We start from the raw sequence: 15,087 nt of genomic DNA on the forward strand, positions 1-15,087 counted from the left end.
ACGCAAGGTTTTGGCGGGTTACACTCGATTTCATCCCAATCCGCGCCCTGGCGCCCGCCATCATGAGGATCTCAGTCAGCCGGACCGTCGGCGTCGATCGCAGACGCCTCTTCACGTGGTCGCAGGATTACGCGCGGCGGCTCGTGTGGGACAGCTTCCTCACCGACGCCTATCTGCTCGACGGAACGACGGCCAACGTGGGTGTCGACGCGTTCTGCCGCAGCCAGTCGGGCGCGACGATGGTGTCGCGCTACATCTCCTACCGCCCGCCGCAGGTTGCCGCCGTCGAGATGGTCGAAGGGCCGAAGGTGCTCGAACGCTTCAGCGGCAGCTGGAACTTCACCGAGCACACGCCCGGGTCGACCGAGGTGAAGTTCACGTACCACTTCCGCGCTCAGCCGTCCTGGCTGCGCTGGCTGCTCGAACCGCTGATCGGCGCGTTCTATCTCGTGCAGACGCGCCGGCGTCTCGATTCGTTCAAGCGCTGGGCCGAGGCCGAAGCGCTGCCGCGCTGACCCGCGCTCGCCGCCGGCCACGCCGTCGGATATTTGCCAGATTCGCCGAACCCGGGGAAACTACGGGCCACCGTCATCCCGACGGCCCGCCCTGACCGAGAGAACAGGGCACGCCTGCCTGTAACGGCATCGACACAAAGATAATCCGATGAGCCTGATATCCCGATTCTTTGGCCGCAAAGAAGAACCCGAAAATCCCGTCGCGCTGGTCGCGGCACCCGACGTCGAGCACCCGCTGAGCGTCGCGGTCGTCTTCGACGGCCCGCTGCAGGTCGATATCGCCGCGCTGACCGCCGCGCTGCGCGCGTACCACCCGAGCATGACGCAGGCGCGCGTCGAAACCGAGCCGACGCTGGAGCAGGTATTCGGGCTCGCCGGCTGGGGCAACCACGTCGTCCGGCTGGTCGGCTTCGATGCGCCCTATCCGTCCGACGCGCTGGAAGCGTGCGTCGCGCCCGCCCACTACGGGCAGGACCTGAAGCAGCAGGTGCGCGCGAACCGCAGCCACGTGATCCTTTACTACGCCGGGCACGACGCGAATCCGCTCGACCAGTATGTCGCGCTGGCGGCCGTCGCCGGCGCGCTGGCCGAACAGAACGGCCTCGCGGTGCTGAACGAGCACGCGCACACGTCGTTGCCGGCCGGCGTATTCAACGCGAAGGAACTCGGCGAAGAAAGCCTCGAAGTGCTGCGCGACATCCCGTTGAACCTGTTCTTCTGCGGCTTCGTGAAGTACGAAGTCGAAGGCGTCGACGGCGTGTGGATGCGCACATACGGCGCCGACGTGTTCGGCCTGCCCGATTTCGCCGCGCTCGCGGCAGGCCATCACGAAGGCGAACGCTATTCGGGCATCTTCAACAACGTGATGCACTACCTGCTGGAAAGCGGTGCGCGGATGCATGCGGGCGAAACGATGCAGATCGGCTCGGAAACGTACATGAAGCTGCGCGAACCGCTCGAGCACGAGTATTACCTGCAGGGGCCTGCGCAGGTGCTCGTGGCCGAACTGATCTCGGCGGACGAAATCAATCGCTGAAACGCATGTTGATGCGTGGCGCGGGATCGAAGACGGCTCTCGAACCGCGTGGCATCGCATGGCGGCGGCGTGACAGCCGCCGACCCAACCCGATGAGGAGATGTCCGTGTTCGGCATTCGCGTTGCGCTCACGCTGGCCGCGATCGGCCTCTCGTTGTCGGCCCATGCCGACAGCATCGACTGCTCCCGCGCCAAGACACGCACCGATCGCCTGATTTGCAGCGACAAGGCGCTCGTCTCGGCCGACAGCATGCTGTCGAACGCGTACTACGATGCGATCGGCATCGCCGCCGACCAGCAGGCGTTGATCCGGTCGCAACGCGCGTGGCTCGCACAACGCGATGCGTGCGCCGATGCCGCGTGCATCGCCACCGCGTACCGCGACCGCACCGCCGCGCTGAAGCAGGTGAAACACGCGGGCTGGAAAACCTATCGCGATCCGGCGCTCGGCATCTCGTTCGAATACCTCGCGAACCGGCAGGTGAAAAAGCCCTGCCCCGAAGGCGGCGGCGACCATTGCGTCGCGATCGTCGGCCGCAACATGACCTACAGCAGCAGTTTCATCTCGTTCGAGATCGTCGACGGCGCGCTGGAGCCGGTCGCGGAGAAGGAAGCAGGCTTCGTGAAGCAGGACGACGGCAAGTGGGTGACGTCGTACGGCCCCGGCATCCCGCAGGCAGTCGAACGCTTCTCCGGCCCCGGCTGGCGCGGCATGCGCGCGACGATCACGTGCGGCATCAGCGATCCGGAAACCGGCTTCCACGCGGCCGGCGGCGAATGCTACTGGGCCGTGCTGAGCGACGGCAAACGCTCGGCCGTCGCGGGGACGCAGGGCATCGTCGGCACCGACGACGCGACGCTGCACAGCGTGTCGACGTTCCGGTTCGACCGCTAGCGGGCGCGGCCACCCGCGCGGCGGCGAATACTCATGCCGCCGGCGCGTCCCGCCTGATCGCCACGCACTTGATTTCCACGAGCAGGCCGGGATGCGCGAGTTCGGCTACGCCGATCGCGGTCCACGCGCAGGTCCCGCGCGGAAACACCCGGTTCTTTACGTCGCGGAACACGGCCATGTGCCGGCTCAACCCGACGTGGTACGTCGTCATGTCGACGACGTCGTCGAACGTGCAGCCGGCCGCCTCCAGCACCGTGCGCAGGTTGTCCCAGCAGGCGAGAAACTGCGCCTCGGGATCGGCAATCACATCGAGATCCGGCGTGCGCCCGACCTGTCCCGCACAGTAGACGGTCGCACCGACCCGCACGGCCGGCGCATACCCCGCACGCTCGACGACGCGCTGCATCGTCGGCGGAACAATCACTTCACGATCGATCATTGACACGCTCCCTGGCGCTCGTACACGGCTTTGCCGCACGCTCGTCGGCGCGGACGACACGCCCGCCGCCAATGACGAACGCACGCGCAATGGCTTGCCCGCCGACGCGCCCGGAATGGTAGCAGCGCGCTTTCCGGCCCGATCTGCGGCATCTGGACGCCCACGCGCTAGCGTATGCCGGACGCCCCCCCTTGAAGATGCTTCCGCGCCCGGCTCGCGACGCAACGTCACTTCCAGACCGGTCAGCCATCCTGACGATTTCAGGATCGGGCGCGCGATCGCATACAGCCGGTCGGCGCTGGCGCCATAGAAGTACAGATAGCCGTCGTTGCCGTCGCGATGCAGTTCGGTCTCGCCGAGCTCGCCCGCGCCGACCTGCCGCACGGCGCGATCCAGCCGCTGCTCCAGCGCATGAAGCCGCGCCTTGTCCCGCTCGTTGTAGTCGAAATGGACCATCACGACTGGCCCCGGCGGCTTTGGCGGCGACTCCGCGATAACGTTGCCAACGAAGCACGCCAAGCCGATCGATGCGGCCATTCTGGTTCTTTTACGCATGCCGGTCACGGTTGTGCAACGCCCTTTCAGGTCAACGCCCCGCCACGCGCGACCTGCTGCCGGACTTGCGCGTGCGTGCCGAGCGCCGCGGCGATCGCATCGACCGCTTCGGCTGCGCGCGCCGCGCCGCACATGAACGCGTCGACGGCCGCGAAGCGATGCTCGGGCCACGTATGGATCGTGATGTGCGATTCGGCCAGCAGCACGACCCCCGTCACGCCATGCTCGCCGCCGAAGTGATGGAAATGCGCGCCGATCACGCGCGCGCCGGCCCGTTGCGCGGCGCCGGTGAGGATCGCTTCGAGCCGCGCGGCGTCGCGCAGCAGCGCCGCATCGATGCCGGTCAGGTCGGCCAGCACGTGCGAGCCGAGCGTCGCGCATGGCGGCTCGATCCCGTCCCGCGCGGTCATTTGTGCGACCCGTACGACGAGTAGCCGCTGCGGGCCGACGAACTGCCCCAGCCGCTGCCGCCCGAGCCGCTGCCGCCGATCGATGCGCAGCTGAACAGCGTGACGACGATCAGGCCGTAGATGCCGTAGAGGATGTACCGGATCACGACTTGCCCCCGTCCGACGCAAACCCCTTCCACAGCCATTCGGGCAGCCACAGCACCAGCAGGCCGACCAGCACGTAGACGGTGCGGCCGCTGAACGAGAACAGCGAACCCATGTTGAAGATCACGAGCAACGCGCTGAACACCCACGGCAGCGGCGCGAAACTGTGCGGGCCTTTCGCGCCGAACAGGCCCGTGGACGCAGCGGCCCCCGTGGCGGCCGCTGCAGCAGCCGTCGCGAGCGCCGGCGTAGCGAAACGTTCGGCGAGCGCGCTGCCCGACAGCGGCCGGGCACGCGACCAGACGATCTCCGCGTCGCTGCGCTCGCGCGTCAGCTTGTCCTTCTGCCAGCCATAGTCGATGATCGACGTGCGATCGCCCACCTGCACGCGCCAGTTGAACGCACCGACCACGTAGACGACCTCCGAGTCGTATTCCTCGCGCAGGCGGTAGGTCTTGCCGCCGTCGGTCACGTCGGACTCGCTGCCGATCGTCGGCCATTGGTCGAGCACCTGCACGCGCTCCCAGCGCCCTTCGCTCTGCACGAGCCACAGAAAGCCGCGCTTCGGGTTCAGCAGCAGGTATTCGTCCCAGGTCTCGTCATCGCCCGGCACGCGACAACGCATCATGCCGATCACCGTGTATTTCACGCCGTCGAACGTGCCGATCGCACCGAGTTCCAGCGCGCCCTTCACCGAGTCGAGCTTGCGCTGCGCCGCGAACACGGTCTGCTGCTCGGCCGTGCACTGCACGCCCGCGTGGCAGCTTCCGCACACGACGTAGTCGGCCACGTTCGGCAGATACGACAGCGACGCGCCGCAACTCGGGCACGCGAACGGCACCATCTCCGCGCCGCGCTTCTCGCGTGTGTCGTTCTCCGTATCGCGCAACCCGGTGAACGCGAGCGCATCGAACTCCAGCGCTTCGCCCGTGTAGACGGCCGGGCTGCCGCCGTTCGCGTCGGCGTCGGAATAGTCGTAGGTCGCGAATGCGTTGCCGGTACGCAGGTCGACGACGCGCGCCTCCCAGCCCGCATCGACGCGGAACGGCAGCTCGCCGTCGCCGCCCGTGCACCGCGCGGTGCGTACGTCTGAAACCAGATACGCGCGGCCGCCGTGGTCGATCCGCATGCCCGGTTCGAGCGTGCCGAACCCGGGCCACGCGCCGCCGGACGCGTCGTCGGGCTCGCGCACCGTGACCGCGTACTGGCCCGACGCATCCGACAGCCAGCCGAACGCGCCGTCGTCGAACACGACATACCACTCGCTCCACGCGCCGGCGTCGTAGGTCATCTGGATGCGGCCGAGCACCGTGAACGCACGCTTGCCGTAGCGACCGGCCGTCCCGATCTGGATCGGCGACGCATCGTCGAGCACGCTGGCCAGCTCGCCGATCCGCTCGACGTCGGCGCCGCGCTTGAGCAGCGTGCTGCGGCAGAACGCGCAGACGGCCATCACGGCCGCCGCCGAGCGAAACTCGACCGGCGCGCCGCACTGGGGGCACGAGGTACTGAACATGCGCGATGCTTACCGGGTGAGCTTCGCGAGGATCTCGGCCTTCGCGCGCGAATATTCGTCTTCGGTCACGAGGCCCTTGTCGAACAGCGCCTTCAGCTGCTCGAGCCGCTGCACGTAATCGGTGCCCTCCGCCGGCGCTGCGGCCACCGGCGCCGCAGCGGGTGCGGGCGGGGCGGCCGGCGCCGGTTGCGCGGCGCCCGCGATCTGGCCGGCCATCGCCTGCCCGATCGCCGCACCGGCAGCGAGGCCCGCGCCGACCCCGGCGATGCCGCCCGGGTTCTGCGCGGCGAGCGGAATCGCCTGCGCGGTCTGGTACTGCGTGGCACGCGCGAGATCGCCGGCCATCCCCGCGCCGATCCGCAGGTCGAGCGCCTTCTGCAGCTCGGCCGGCAGCGACACGCTCTCGACCGCGAACGCGTCGAGCGCGAGCCCGTAGCGCGTGAATACCGGCACCAGCGCCTCGGCCACGCGCTGCGACAGCAGCGACTGGTTCGCGGCCATGTCGACGAACGGCACGTCGGCCGAACCGAACGTCGTGCTCATCGCGGTGACGACCAGGTTGCGCAGCTGCTGTTCCAGATCGTCGACCGTGTACTGCGCACGCGTGCCGCTGACCTCGCGGTGGAACGCGGCCGCGTCGACGATCCGGTACGAGTAGATGCCGAACGCGCGCAACTGCACGAAGCCGAATTCGCGGTCGCGGATCGTCACCGGCTGCGCGGTGCCCCAGCGCCGGCCGAGCTGCAGCCGCGTGCTGAAGAAGTAGACGTCCGACTTGAAAGGCGATTGAAAGAGTTTGTCCCAGTTCTTCAGGTACGTGAGCACCGGCAGCGTATTCGTTTCCAGCGTGTACAGCCCCGGCTGGAATACGTCGGCGACCTTGCCTTCATTGACGAAGATCGCGGCCTGCGTTTCGCGCACGGTCAGCTTGCCGCCGTACTGGATCTCCTGGTCTTCCATCGGATAGCGCCAGGCCAGCACGCCGTCGGTGTCTTCCGTCCATTGCAGGACGTCGATGAACTGCTTGCGGATGAATGAACCCAGACTCATGTCGGTCTCCTCGAAACGCGTGGCGCGTCAGGTCAGGCAGGCGGCATTGATGATGCCGACGACGAGCGACGCAGTGCCCATCAGGCCGCCCATCGCAACGTTGCGATCCTCGATCGCATGATTCATGCCGGGCATCAGGCGCGTCAGCGCCGCATAGGTGATCAGCTGGACGATCATCGCGCCAACGGCCCAGATCACGACTTCACCGAGCGTCGAGTTGTGCGCGATGCTGGACGCGAGCGTCAGGCAGAAACCGATCAGCGCGCCGCCGAACGACAGCGTCGCGGCGGCGTTGCCGTCGCGGATCAGCGCCAGTTCGTCGAACGGGGTGACCTTCAGGTACACTGCCGCGAACACAAGAAGCAGCACGAACGCCGACAGTAAATGAACCGCATAGAGATAGGCACTATTCATTCTTTCCCTCGGATTTTGTGCTCGGTTCGCCGCCCCGTCGCCGGCCGGACTATGCGGGGCCCGCAGACGGATGGCCGCCCCACAAAAATCCGCGCCAGTATATCCACATTGCCGAACACTGCACAACGGATGCGCCATGCTGCATAGGCGTGCGCTCGTCCTGTCGATCCTCGTGCTCGCGTCGTGCGGGCTCGGCTACGAACTGATCAGCAGCGCGCTGTCGAGCTACCTGCTCGGCGATTCGATCCTGCAATTCTCGTCGGTGATCGGCAGCTACCTGTTCGCGATGGGGATCGGCTCGTGGCTCGCGAAGTTCGTCGAGGACGACGACGTGCTCGATCGCTTCGTCGATATCGAGCTGCTCGTCGGCCTGCTCGGCGGTGTGTCGGCCGCGCTGCTGTTCGCGGTGTTCGCGTGGCTCGCCGCGCCGTTCCGCGCGGCGCTCTACGCGCTCGTGCTCGCGCTCGGCCTGCTGATCGGGATGGAGATCCCGCTCGTGATGCGCGCGTTCCAGCAACGGCGCCAGGCATTCCGCCACACCGTCAGCGAAGTGCTGACCTTCGACTATCTCGGCTCGCTCGCCGTGTCGCTGATCTTCCCGCTCGTGCTCGCGCCGCGTCTCGGCCTGCTGCGCACGAGCTTCCTGTTCGGCCTCCTGAACGCGTTCGTCGCGCTGTGGACGACACACCTGTTCCGCGACGAGATCCGCAACGTGCGCGGCAAGCTGATGCGCGCGTCGCTCGTGATCGGGCTCCTGATCGCCGGGTTCGCGCTGTCGGATCGCATCACGCACTGGGCCGAACACGGCGTGTATGGCGACGAGACGATCTATTCGGAAACGACGCCGTACCAGCGCATCGTGCTCACGCAGTGGCACGACGACATGCGGCTGTACCTGAACGGCAACCTGCAGTTCTCGTCGCGCGACGAGCATCGTTATCACGAGGCGCTGATCCATCCGACGATCGAAGCGCTGCCGTGGGCGAAGCGCGTGCTCGTGCTCGGCGGCGGCGACGGGCTCGCCGTGCGCGAACTGCTCAAGCACCGCAACCTCGAACAGATCACGCTCGTCGATCTCGATCCCGCGATGACGAAGCTGTTCTCGACCTCCGCACCCCTCGTCAAGCTGAACCAGGGCTCGCTGAAGGACCCGCGCGTGCACGTGATCAACGACGACGCGGTGCGCTGGCTCGAATCGAATGCCGACGTGTACGACGCGATCGTCGTCGACTTCCCCGATCCGACCAACTTCGGGCTCGGCCGCCTGTATTCGGTGCCGGTGTTCCGCCTGCTTGCACGCCACCTGTCGGAGAACGGCTATGCGGTGATCCAGTCGACGTCGCCGTATTTCGCGCCGCACGCATACTGGACCATCATCGCGACGCTGCACGAAGCCGGGCTCAACACGTGGCCGTACCACTGCTACGTGCCGTCGTTCGGCGACTGGGGGTTCGTGATCGCCGGCAAGCGCCGCGACTTCACGGTGCCGACGCATTACGGGGTGCCGACTCGCTGGCTCGATGCGCAGACGGCCACCGAGATGTTCCACTTCCCGGCCGACATGCCGGCGCTGCCGATGTCGCCGAACGAACTCAACGACCAGCCGCTCGTGCGCCGCTTCGACGACGACTGGAAGCACGTGCTGCGCTGATGGACCGCCGCACGTTCCTCGTCGCGTCGGCGGCCGCGTCGCTCGCCGCATGCGGCCGCACCGGCTGGATCGAGACGACGCCGCGCGTCGGCTACCCCGGCATGCGCGAAGGCCACGCGTTGCGCGACCATGCGGCGCTGCCGGCGCCTTCCGGCACGATCGAAACCGATATCGCGATCCTCGGCGCCGGCGCGGCCGGACTGTCGTGCGCATGGCAGCTCGCGCGCGCCGGCCACCAGCGCTTCACGGTGCTTGCAGGGCCCGAATTCGGCGGCAATGCGGCCGGCGGGCGCTTCGGCGATCTGGGCTACCCGAAAGGCGCGCACTACCTGCCGCTGCCGTCGCTCGAATCCGCCCATCTGCGCGACATGCTCGCCGATCTCGGCGTGATCGAATCCGCCCCGTTCTCCGCGCGCCCTGTCTACGACGAGCGCGCGCTCGTCCACGCGCCCGACGAACGGCTCTTCATCGGCGGGCAGTGGCAGGACGGCATCGTGCCGACCGCCGGCCTCGGCGCCGACGAACTCGCGCAGCAGGCGAAGTTCTTCGCGTACACGGACGGGCTGCGCACCGCGCGCGGCGCCGACGGTCGCAAGGTGTTCTGCATCCCGATCGCGGAATCGTCGCGCGACCCGCGCTGGCGCGCACTCGACCGGCGCTCGTTCCGCCAGTGGCTGCTCGACGAGGGCTACACCGCGAAGGCGCTGCACTGGTACCTGAACTACTGCTGCCGCGACGATTACGGCGCGGGCTACGAGCATGTTTCGGCCTGGGCCGGCCTGCACTATTTCTCGTCGCGCGGCGGCCATGCCGGCGATGCGAGCGACGGCGCGGTGCTGACCTGGCCCGACGGGCTGCACACGATGGTGACCAGGCTGAGCGATTCGATCACAGCGCGCAGCGGCTCGAACGCGTGGTCGCGGGACGGCTTCGCGGTGCGCGCAGCCGAACGCGCGGGCGGCGTCGACGTGCTGTGTGCGCGCCTCGGCGACGACGGCACGCTGTCGACGTTCACGCTGAAAGCCCGTCGCGTCGTGAGCGCGATGCCGCTGTTCGTCGCGGCGCGCGTGTTTCCGCAGCTTGCCGCGTACGGCTTCGACCCCGCGCGCGACCTGCCGCCGCGCGCGCCGTGGCTCGTGTCCAACTTCCTGCTCGACGGGATGCCGCCCGAAGAAGCCGGCGTGCCGCTGGCGTGGGACAACGTCGTCTACGACGGCGCGGCGCTCGGCTACGTCGTGTCGACCCATCAGCTGATCCGGATGTCGCCGCCGACGCGCTCGGTGTTCTCTGCCTATCAGGCGCTGAGTACGCGAACGCCGGACGATACGCGCCGCTGGCTGGCGCAGGCGAAGCCCGACGCGTTGCGCGAACAGGCCGCGATCGACCTGCAGGCCGTCTACGGGCGCGCGCTGTGGAAACACGCGACGGCGCTCGAGATCACCGTGCGCGGCCATGCCATGGCGACGCCCGACGTCGGCTTCCTGAGCCGCCCCGGCCTGCTCGCGCTGCGCGACGCCGACGGCCCCGTCGTATTCGCGCACGCCGACCTGTCCGGGCTGTCGCTGTTCGAGGAAGCATCGTACTGGGGCATGCTGGCGGCCCGGCGCGTGCTGGCCTGAGCGCCGGCTTCCGGCCGGTGCCGGGGCGGCCGTTTCGTCATTGCGGCGCCACCGCCAACCGCTATAATCGCGCGACATTCCGACTGCATGGAGCAGGCCGACGGTGCCGCGCCGTTCGACGCGCCGTATGCCCTTCCCGACAACAACAATGACGAACCGAATCCTCCGACGCCTTCGCCCGCTCGCGCGCGCCGCCGCGCGCGTGCTCGCATGCGCCCCGCTGCTCGGCGCGCCGCTGGCGCTGCATGCGGCCGGCACGGCCGGCACCACCGGCTCCGAGCCCGCCTCCGGGCGCTACATCGTCGTCGATACCGGCCATACGCCGGCGCATCCCGGTTCTACGGGCGCAAGCGGTCGCGTCGAATACCTGTACAACCTCGACCTGTCCGGCGCCGTCGCCGACAAGCTCGCCGCGCACGGCGACCGCGTGCTGCGCACGTCGGCCGACGGCCGCGAGATCAAGCTCGACCAGCGTTCGACGCAGGCGCCCGACGCAAACCTGTTCGTGTCGATCCATCACGACTCGATGCAGCAGCAGTTCATCGACGCGGGCCGGCAGCGCGAATTCCGCGGCTTCTCGGTGTTCGTGTCGGAACGCAATCCGCACTATGCGGAAAGCCTGCGTTGCGCGAAGGCGATCGCCGAGCGGCTCGTCGCGGCCGGCGAACGGCCATCGCTGTATCACGCGCAGCCGATCCGCGGCGAAAACCGCCCGCTGATCGATCCGCAACTCGGCATCCACCGCTTCGACGATCTCGTCGTGCTGCGCACGGCGCCGATTCCGGCCGTGCTCGTCGAGGCCGGCGTGATCGTCAATCCGGACGAAGAAGCACGGCTCGCGCGGCGCGAGACGATCCAGCGCCTGTCCACCGCGATCGCGGGCGGGATCGATGCGTGCACGGCACCGCAGTAAATGACGACATCACCCGTCGGGCTCAACGGTTTTCACCCAGTCAGGAGCATCACAATGAAAAGGAAGACGCTGTTCGCATCCTGCGCGCTGCTTGCGCTCGCCGTTCCGTTCGCCGCACAGGCGGCCGGCTGCGGCAAGCCCCGTAGCGCGTTCGACCAGGTGTACTGCACCAGCACGCAATTCTCGCAGTCCGACCGCGATCTCAACGACGAATACGGCCGCCTGCGCAAGCAACTGAGCGGCGACCAGCAGGCGACGCTGAAGGCCGGCCAGCTCGCGTGGCTGAAGCAGCGCGACGCGCAGTGCAGCGAGACGCGCAACAACAGCTACCTCGTGGATATCCAGTGCGCGAACGACATGACGCAGTCGCGGCTGTCGTTCCTGCGCGAACGTGAGCGCGAATGCTCGAGCACGGGGTGCGTGACGTCGAAGCTCGGCGAGTAAGCTCGTCGCGCATGCGGTGCCGCGCGGCGTCGAGCGGCACCGCCCCCTCGAAAGGAGCGGCGATGCGGCATGAATTCTCTGAAGTCCTCAACGACCTGATCGACTGTTTCCTCGTCGGCGATCTTCTGCTGCTGAAGCGCTACCAGGAAACCCATCGGCTGTCGGACAACGTCGCGGCCGAATTCACGACCGGCGACCGCGGCGACAACGCCGTGCTCGACGGCATCGTCATTCCGCTGGCCGGTATCGAGAATCATCCGTACACGATCATCTTCACGCTGGACGACGCGACACCCGAGCTGCTGAAGGCCGGCAGCCGGCTGCAGCACCGGCGCGGCGGTTATGTGCTGCGCGTCGAGCATCGTTCGGCGATGCTTTACACGTGGCGCATTCTCGAACGCTTCACCGACGAAACGGTGAACGCGCTGCTTGCGCGTTATCGCGAACCGGGCAGGCCTGTCGTCGAACTCGACAACGGCTGGTACGACGTCGAAGTCCTCGGCGGCGAGGTGCCGCGCAACGGCTGGTTCGAGCCCGCGTTCGAATTCGTGCTGAAGAAGGCCGATGCGCGCGGCGACGCGTCGAAAGTGGATCTCGGCTACAGTTTCGCCATCGACAGCAGTCTCGATCCGGCGGAATGAACCCGCGCGCAGCACCGCGGCGCATGGCACACGATCAGGCGAGGTACGCATGGCACCGAACACGACGACGATCGACATCCGCGCCGCCACATCCGTCGACGCACCGGCCATCGCCGATATTCACGTTGCGTCGTGGCAAGCGACCTACACGGACATCATGCCGGCGCCGTTCCTCGCCGGCCTGTCGGTCGAAAAGCGCACGGCCGCGTGGCGCTATGCGCTCGGCGCCGGACGGCCACGGGTCGCGCTTGCGATCACGAACGACGTGCCAGCCGGCTGGATCGCCTACGGTCCGACGCGCGACACCGACAAGGATCGCGGCTGGGCCGAAATCGAAGCGATCTACCTGCATCCGTCGTATTGCGGACAAGGCATCGGCGCGGCGCTGGTCGATCATGCGTGCCGGTCGCTGCATGATGCCGGCCATGCCTGGGTGTCGCTGTGGGTACTGATCAAGAACCGCCGGGCCAGGGCATTCTACGAACGCGAAGGCTTCGTCGCCGAAGACGACATCAAGACGTTCGAGATCGGCGGGACGCCGATCGAGGAAGTGCGCTACTGGCGCGCACTACCGAAGTGACCGCGACGACGGCATCGCTTCGTCCACCGCCAGCCGCTCCTGCATCATCTGCAGCAACTCGCGAATCTTCGCATTGACCGAATTCCGGCTCGCATAAGCGGCGTGCAGCTCCAGCGGCGCAGGCGTCATCTCCAGCGGCACGCGCACCAGCTGCCCCTCCGCCAGCGCCGCCGCGCACGCGCGCTCGACGAGAATCGCGAAGCCGATCCCGCTCACCGCAGCCAGACCGGCCATCTCGCCGCTGTTGACGCGATACCGGCTCGCAACCGGAATCTTGTGAATCCGCCCGTCGCGGTCGGCGAACTGCCACGGCTGCCCTTTCAGCGTGCTCAAGGTCGTGATGCACGGCAGTTGCCGGAGCTGTTCCGTCCGGGTCGGCAATCCCGTGCGTTCGACGAGCGATGGCGCGGCCACGACGACACTCGGCAAACGCACGAGCGGCCTGACGACGAACGCACTGTCGTCCAGCTGCCCGCGATTGACGATGATCGACAGGTCGATATCGTCGCGCAGCGTCGACACGCCCGCGAGGCTCGTATCGCAGTCGATTTCGACGCGCGGGTGGCGGCTCGCGAATTCCGCGACGATCGGCCCGAGCATGCGGGGCCCGATTTCACCCGGTACGCAGAGCTTCAGCACGCCGCGCAGCTCCGTCTGCTGCGACGTCAGTTCGAATTCGGCCTGCGTCAGCGCATCGAGCATCGGCCGTGCGCGCTCGTGCAGCAAACGCCCGGCCTCCGTCATGCGCAGGTGTCGCGTGCTGCGCTCCAGCAGACGCGCGCCGAGCCTCGACTCCAGCTGCGCGACGTGGCGGCTGACGTTGGAACCCGGCATCGCCAGCACGCGCGCGGCGCCGGCGAAGCTGCCTTCGTCGACGACCGACACGAATACACGCACCGCATTCAGATCCAGCTTGCTACGCATCATTAGCCCATTTCAGGTATCAAAGTGTGCCGTTTTTCACGGCTTATCCCGCCACATACCATAATTTACGATGCTCATCCCGTCAATGCGACGCTCCCGCGGCCACGCGAACGCTCGCACGACACAAGGAAGGAGCGTCATGAACATTGCAATCCTGGGCGCCGGCGTGGCCGGCATGAGCACTGCACTCGCGCTCGCCGGGCGTGGTCACGAGATCAGGCTGTATGAACGCATGCCGTCGGAATCGACGATGGGCGCGGGCGTGGTGCTGTGGCCGAATGCCGGCTTCGTCCTCTCGCAGCTCGGCCTGCTGCCGGACATCGTCGAGGCAGGCGGCCGCATGAACGCGATGCAGCGCATCGACCGGCACGGCAACCCGCTCAAGGTCACGGATATCCGCGCACTCGATCGCCGCATGGGTTTCCCGACCTATTCGATCCTGCGGCGCGATCTCCAGGCCGTGCTGGCACGGCACCTCGCGGCGCGCGGCATCGACGTCCACTTCGGCCACGGCGCAACGTCCATCGACGCCGGGACGGACGGCCGTGCTGTCGTTCGCTTCGACAATGGAACGACGATCGCCCCCGATCTCGTCATCGGCGCGGACGGCCGCATGAACTCCGTCGCGCGGCGTCATGTGATCGGCGACAACACGCCCGTCTATCAGGGATTCGTCAACTGGATCGGCATCGCGCAAAGCGATGCGCCGCTCGTCGACGAGGTGTCGATATCCGACTACTGGGGCACGCGCGAGCGGTTCGGCATCGTCGCGGTGGACCGGCATCGCCTGTACTGGGCAGCGGCATGGCCCGAAGCCGGTCCGGACGATGCAACGGAAGGCGATCCGGGCGCGATGCTGGAACGGCGCTTCCGGGCGTGGCCGGCGACCATCGCGAACGTGCTACGCGCGACGCCGGCGGACACGATCGCGAAGATCCGCGTGCACGATCTCGACCCCGTCGACGTGTGGCACCGCGGCAATGTTCTGCTGATCGGCGACGCCGCGCACGCGTCGCTACCGACCTCCGGACAAGGCGCATGCCAGGCGTTCGAGGATGCGTGGCATCTGGCCCGGTGTCTCGACGAATACGGTGCAGGCAACGGCGGCGGCCTCGATGCCGCGCTCACATCGTTCACGATGCGGCGCAGCCCGAAAACCGCGGCGATCATCGCGCGTGCGCGTGATTTCGCGCACCTGTTATTCAGCGAGGACGTGAACGAACGCGCGCGACAACAGATCGATCCGGTCGCCGAAATCGAAGCCCTGACGAGTGCCTGGGGCGCGCACCTGCCGATGACGCAGGCGCGCGGACGATAAGGCCCGCGAGGAGCCGCATCCGG

At 67.6% G+C, this 15,087-nt stretch carries 17 protein-coding genes; 10 read left to right on the forward strand and 7 right to left on the reverse strand.

All coding sequences use genetic code 11. The features are described 5' to 3' along the window. The first annotated feature begins 62 nt into the window (after window positions 1-62). The 3 genes from OHZ10_RS30425 to OHZ10_RS30435 all read left to right on the forward strand — a co-directional run bounded on the left by OHZ10_RS30425 (window position 63) and on the right by OHZ10_RS30435 (window position 2,446). The gene (locus OHZ10_RS30425) at window positions 63-515 is read left to right on the forward strand and encodes a type II toxin-antitoxin system RatA family toxin (protein WP_059239678.1); all 453 of its coding nucleotides are present in this window, start codon (window positions 63-65) and stop codon (window positions 513-515) included. A gap of 148 nt (window positions 516-663) precedes the next feature. After that, entirely contained in the window at window positions 664-1,551 is an 888-nt protein-coding gene (locus OHZ10_RS30430) for a DUF4261 domain-containing protein (RefSeq protein ID WP_342705251.1), read from the forward strand. Between the two features lie 106 nt (window positions 1,552-1,657). Then, window positions 1,658-2,446, forward strand: coding sequence for a lysozyme inhibitor LprI family protein (locus OHZ10_RS30435; protein WP_196486617.1), 789 nt, complete (start codon window positions 1,658-1,660; stop codon window positions 2,444-2,446). 31 nt (window positions 2,447-2,477) lie between these two features. Here the strand turns inward: OHZ10_RS30435 and OHZ10_RS30440 are convergent, their stop codons facing one another. The 6 genes from OHZ10_RS30440 to OHZ10_RS30465 are packed head-to-tail and all read right to left on the reverse strand — an operon-like array spanning window position 2,478 to window position 6,974. Further along, window positions 2,478-3,422, reverse strand: coding sequence for a RidA family protein (locus OHZ10_RS30440; protein WP_342705252.1), 945 nt, complete (start codon window positions 3,420-3,422; stop codon window positions 2,478-2,480). Window positions 3,423-3,466: 44 nt separating this feature from the next. Beyond that, window positions 3,467-3,850, reverse strand: coding sequence for an adenosylmethionine decarboxylase (speD, locus tag OHZ10_RS30445; RefSeq protein WP_256086100.1), 384 nt, complete (start codon window positions 3,848-3,850; stop codon window positions 3,467-3,469). After that, entirely contained in the window at window positions 3,847-3,996 is a 150-nt protein-coding gene (locus OHZ10_RS30450) for a hypothetical protein (RefSeq protein WP_155291822.1), read from the reverse strand. The genes speD and OHZ10_RS30450 overlap by 4 nt, the downstream gene beginning before the upstream one ends. Continuing rightward, window positions 3,993-5,510 (reverse strand): DUF4178 domain-containing protein, encoded by a 1,518-nt coding sequence (locus tag OHZ10_RS30455; protein ID WP_340624723.1) that lies wholly within the window; start codon window positions 5,508-5,510, stop codon window positions 3,993-3,995. Before OHZ10_RS30455 ends, OHZ10_RS30450 begins: the two co-directional genes overlap by 4 nt. A gap of 9 nt (window positions 5,511-5,519) precedes the next feature. Further along, window positions 5,520-6,560, reverse strand: a complete 1,041-nt coding sequence (locus OHZ10_RS30460; protein WP_059239665.1) for an SPFH domain-containing protein — start codon at window positions 6,558-6,560, stop codon at window positions 5,520-5,522. A gap of 27 nt (window positions 6,561-6,587) precedes the next feature. Continuing rightward, on the reverse strand, window positions 6,588-6,974 hold the full coding sequence (locus OHZ10_RS30465; protein WP_059239663.1) for a DUF350 domain-containing protein: 387 nt from the start codon (window positions 6,972-6,974) through the stop codon (window positions 6,588-6,590). 136 nt (window positions 6,975-7,110) lie between these two features. Here OHZ10_RS30465 and OHZ10_RS30470 point away from each other — a divergent pair, with 136 nt between their 5' ends. From OHZ10_RS30470 to OHZ10_RS30495, 6 genes are all read left to right on the forward strand, one after another. Further along, entirely contained in the window at window positions 7,111-8,625 is a 1,515-nt protein-coding gene (locus OHZ10_RS30470) for a polyamine aminopropyltransferase (protein WP_059239661.1), read from the forward strand. Continuing rightward, on the forward strand, window positions 8,625-10,244 hold the full coding sequence (locus tag OHZ10_RS30475) for an NAD(P)-binding protein (RefSeq protein ID WP_342705253.1): 1,620 nt from the start codon (window positions 8,625-8,627) through the stop codon (window positions 10,242-10,244). The genes OHZ10_RS30470 and OHZ10_RS30475 overlap by 1 nt, the downstream gene beginning before the upstream one ends. 148 nt (window positions 10,245-10,392) lie before the next feature. Then, on the forward strand, window positions 10,393-11,157 hold the full coding sequence (locus OHZ10_RS30480; protein ID WP_059239657.1) for an N-acetylmuramoyl-L-alanine amidase family protein: 765 nt from the start codon (window positions 10,393-10,395) through the stop codon (window positions 11,155-11,157). A 54-nt stretch (window positions 11,158-11,211) separates the two neighbouring features. Then, window positions 11,212-11,601, forward strand: coding sequence for a lysozyme inhibitor LprI family protein (locus OHZ10_RS30485; protein WP_342705254.1), 390 nt, complete (start codon window positions 11,212-11,214; stop codon window positions 11,599-11,601). Window positions 11,602-11,663: 62 nt separating this feature from the next. After that, the gene (locus OHZ10_RS30490) at window positions 11,664-12,242 is read left to right on the forward strand and encodes a hypothetical protein (RefSeq protein WP_059239653.1); all 579 of its coding nucleotides are present in this window, start codon (window positions 11,664-11,666) and stop codon (window positions 12,240-12,242) included. A 49-nt stretch (window positions 12,243-12,291) separates the two neighbouring features. Further along, a complete protein-coding gene (locus OHZ10_RS30495; RefSeq protein ID WP_059239651.1) occupies window positions 12,292-12,822 on the forward strand; it encodes a GNAT family N-acetyltransferase in 531 nt (176 codons plus the stop codon). Here OHZ10_RS30495 and OHZ10_RS30500 read toward each other — a convergent pair. Continuing rightward, the gene (locus OHZ10_RS30500; RefSeq protein ID WP_342706006.1) at window positions 12,811-13,746 is read right to left on the reverse strand and encodes a LysR family transcriptional regulator; all 936 of its coding nucleotides are present in this window, start codon (window positions 13,744-13,746) and stop codon (window positions 12,811-12,813) included. The genes OHZ10_RS30495 and OHZ10_RS30500 overlap by 12 nt on opposite strands. 139 nt (window positions 13,747-13,885) lie before the next feature. On the opposite strand from OHZ10_RS30500, the gene OHZ10_RS30505 reads away from it, so the two are divergent. After that, on the forward strand, window positions 13,886-15,064 hold the full coding sequence (locus OHZ10_RS30505) for an FAD-dependent oxidoreductase (protein ID WP_342705255.1): 1,179 nt from the start codon (window positions 13,886-13,888) through the stop codon (window positions 15,062-15,064). Window positions 15,065-15,087 lie beyond the last annotated feature (23 nt).

It is taken from the genome of Burkholderia arboris (assembly GCF_038723655.1).
Taxonomy (GTDB): Bacteria; Pseudomonadota; Gammaproteobacteria; order Burkholderiales; family Burkholderiaceae; genus Burkholderia; species Burkholderia arboris.

Excerpts from the sequence above, each read along its gene's own strand:
- OHZ10_RS30440 (WP_342705252.1), bottom strand. The coding sequence starts at position 3,422 with ATGGCCGCATCGATCGGCTTGGCGTGCTTCGTTGGCAACGTTATCGCG.
- OHZ10_RS30460 (WP_059239665.1), bottom strand. The coding sequence starts at position 6,560 with ATGAGTCTGGGTTCATTCATCCGCAAGCAGTTCATCGACGTCCTGCAA.
- OHZ10_RS30500 (WP_342706006.1), bottom strand. The coding sequence starts at position 13,746 with ATGCGTAGCAAGCTGGATCTGAATGCGGTGCGTGTATTCGTGTCGGTC.
- OHZ10_RS30495 (WP_059239651.1), top strand. The coding sequence starts at position 12,292 with ATGGCACCGAACACGACGACGATCGACATCCGCGCCGCCACATCCGTC.
- speD (WP_256086100.1), bottom strand. The coding sequence starts at position 3,850 with ATGACCGCGCGGGACGGGATCGAGCCGCCATGCGCGACGCTCGGCTCG.
- OHZ10_RS30430 (WP_342705251.1), top strand. The coding sequence starts at position 664 with ATGAGCCTGATATCCCGATTCTTTGGCCGCAAAGAAGAACCCGAAAAT.
- OHZ10_RS30490 (WP_059239653.1), top strand. The coding sequence starts at position 11,664 with ATGCGGCATGAATTCTCTGAAGTCCTCAACGACCTGATCGACTGTTTC.
- OHZ10_RS30470 (WP_059239661.1), top strand. The coding sequence starts at position 7,111 with ATGCTGCATAGGCGTGCGCTCGTCCTGTCGATCCTCGTGCTCGCGTCG.
- OHZ10_RS30425 (WP_059239678.1), top strand. The coding sequence starts at position 63 with ATGAGGATCTCAGTCAGCCGGACCGTCGGCGTCGATCGCAGACGCCTC.
- OHZ10_RS30465 (WP_059239663.1), bottom strand. The coding sequence starts at position 6,974 with ATGAATAGTGCCTATCTCTATGCGGTTCATTTACTGTCGGCGTTCGTG.
- OHZ10_RS30485 (WP_342705254.1), top strand. The coding sequence starts at position 11,212 with ATGAAAAGGAAGACGCTGTTCGCATCCTGCGCGCTGCTTGCGCTCGCC.
- OHZ10_RS30475 (WP_342705253.1), top strand. The coding sequence starts at position 8,625 with ATGGACCGCCGCACGTTCCTCGTCGCGTCGGCGGCCGCGTCGCTCGCC.
- OHZ10_RS30455 (WP_340624723.1), bottom strand. The coding sequence starts at position 5,510 with ATGTTCAGTACCTCGTGCCCCCAGTGCGGCGCGCCGGTCGAGTTTCGC.
- OHZ10_RS30505 (WP_342705255.1), top strand. The coding sequence starts at position 13,886 with ATGAACATTGCAATCCTGGGCGCCGGCGTGGCCGGCATGAGCACTGCA.
- OHZ10_RS30480 (WP_059239657.1), top strand. The coding sequence starts at position 10,393 with ATGACGAACCGAATCCTCCGACGCCTTCGCCCGCTCGCGCGCGCCGCC.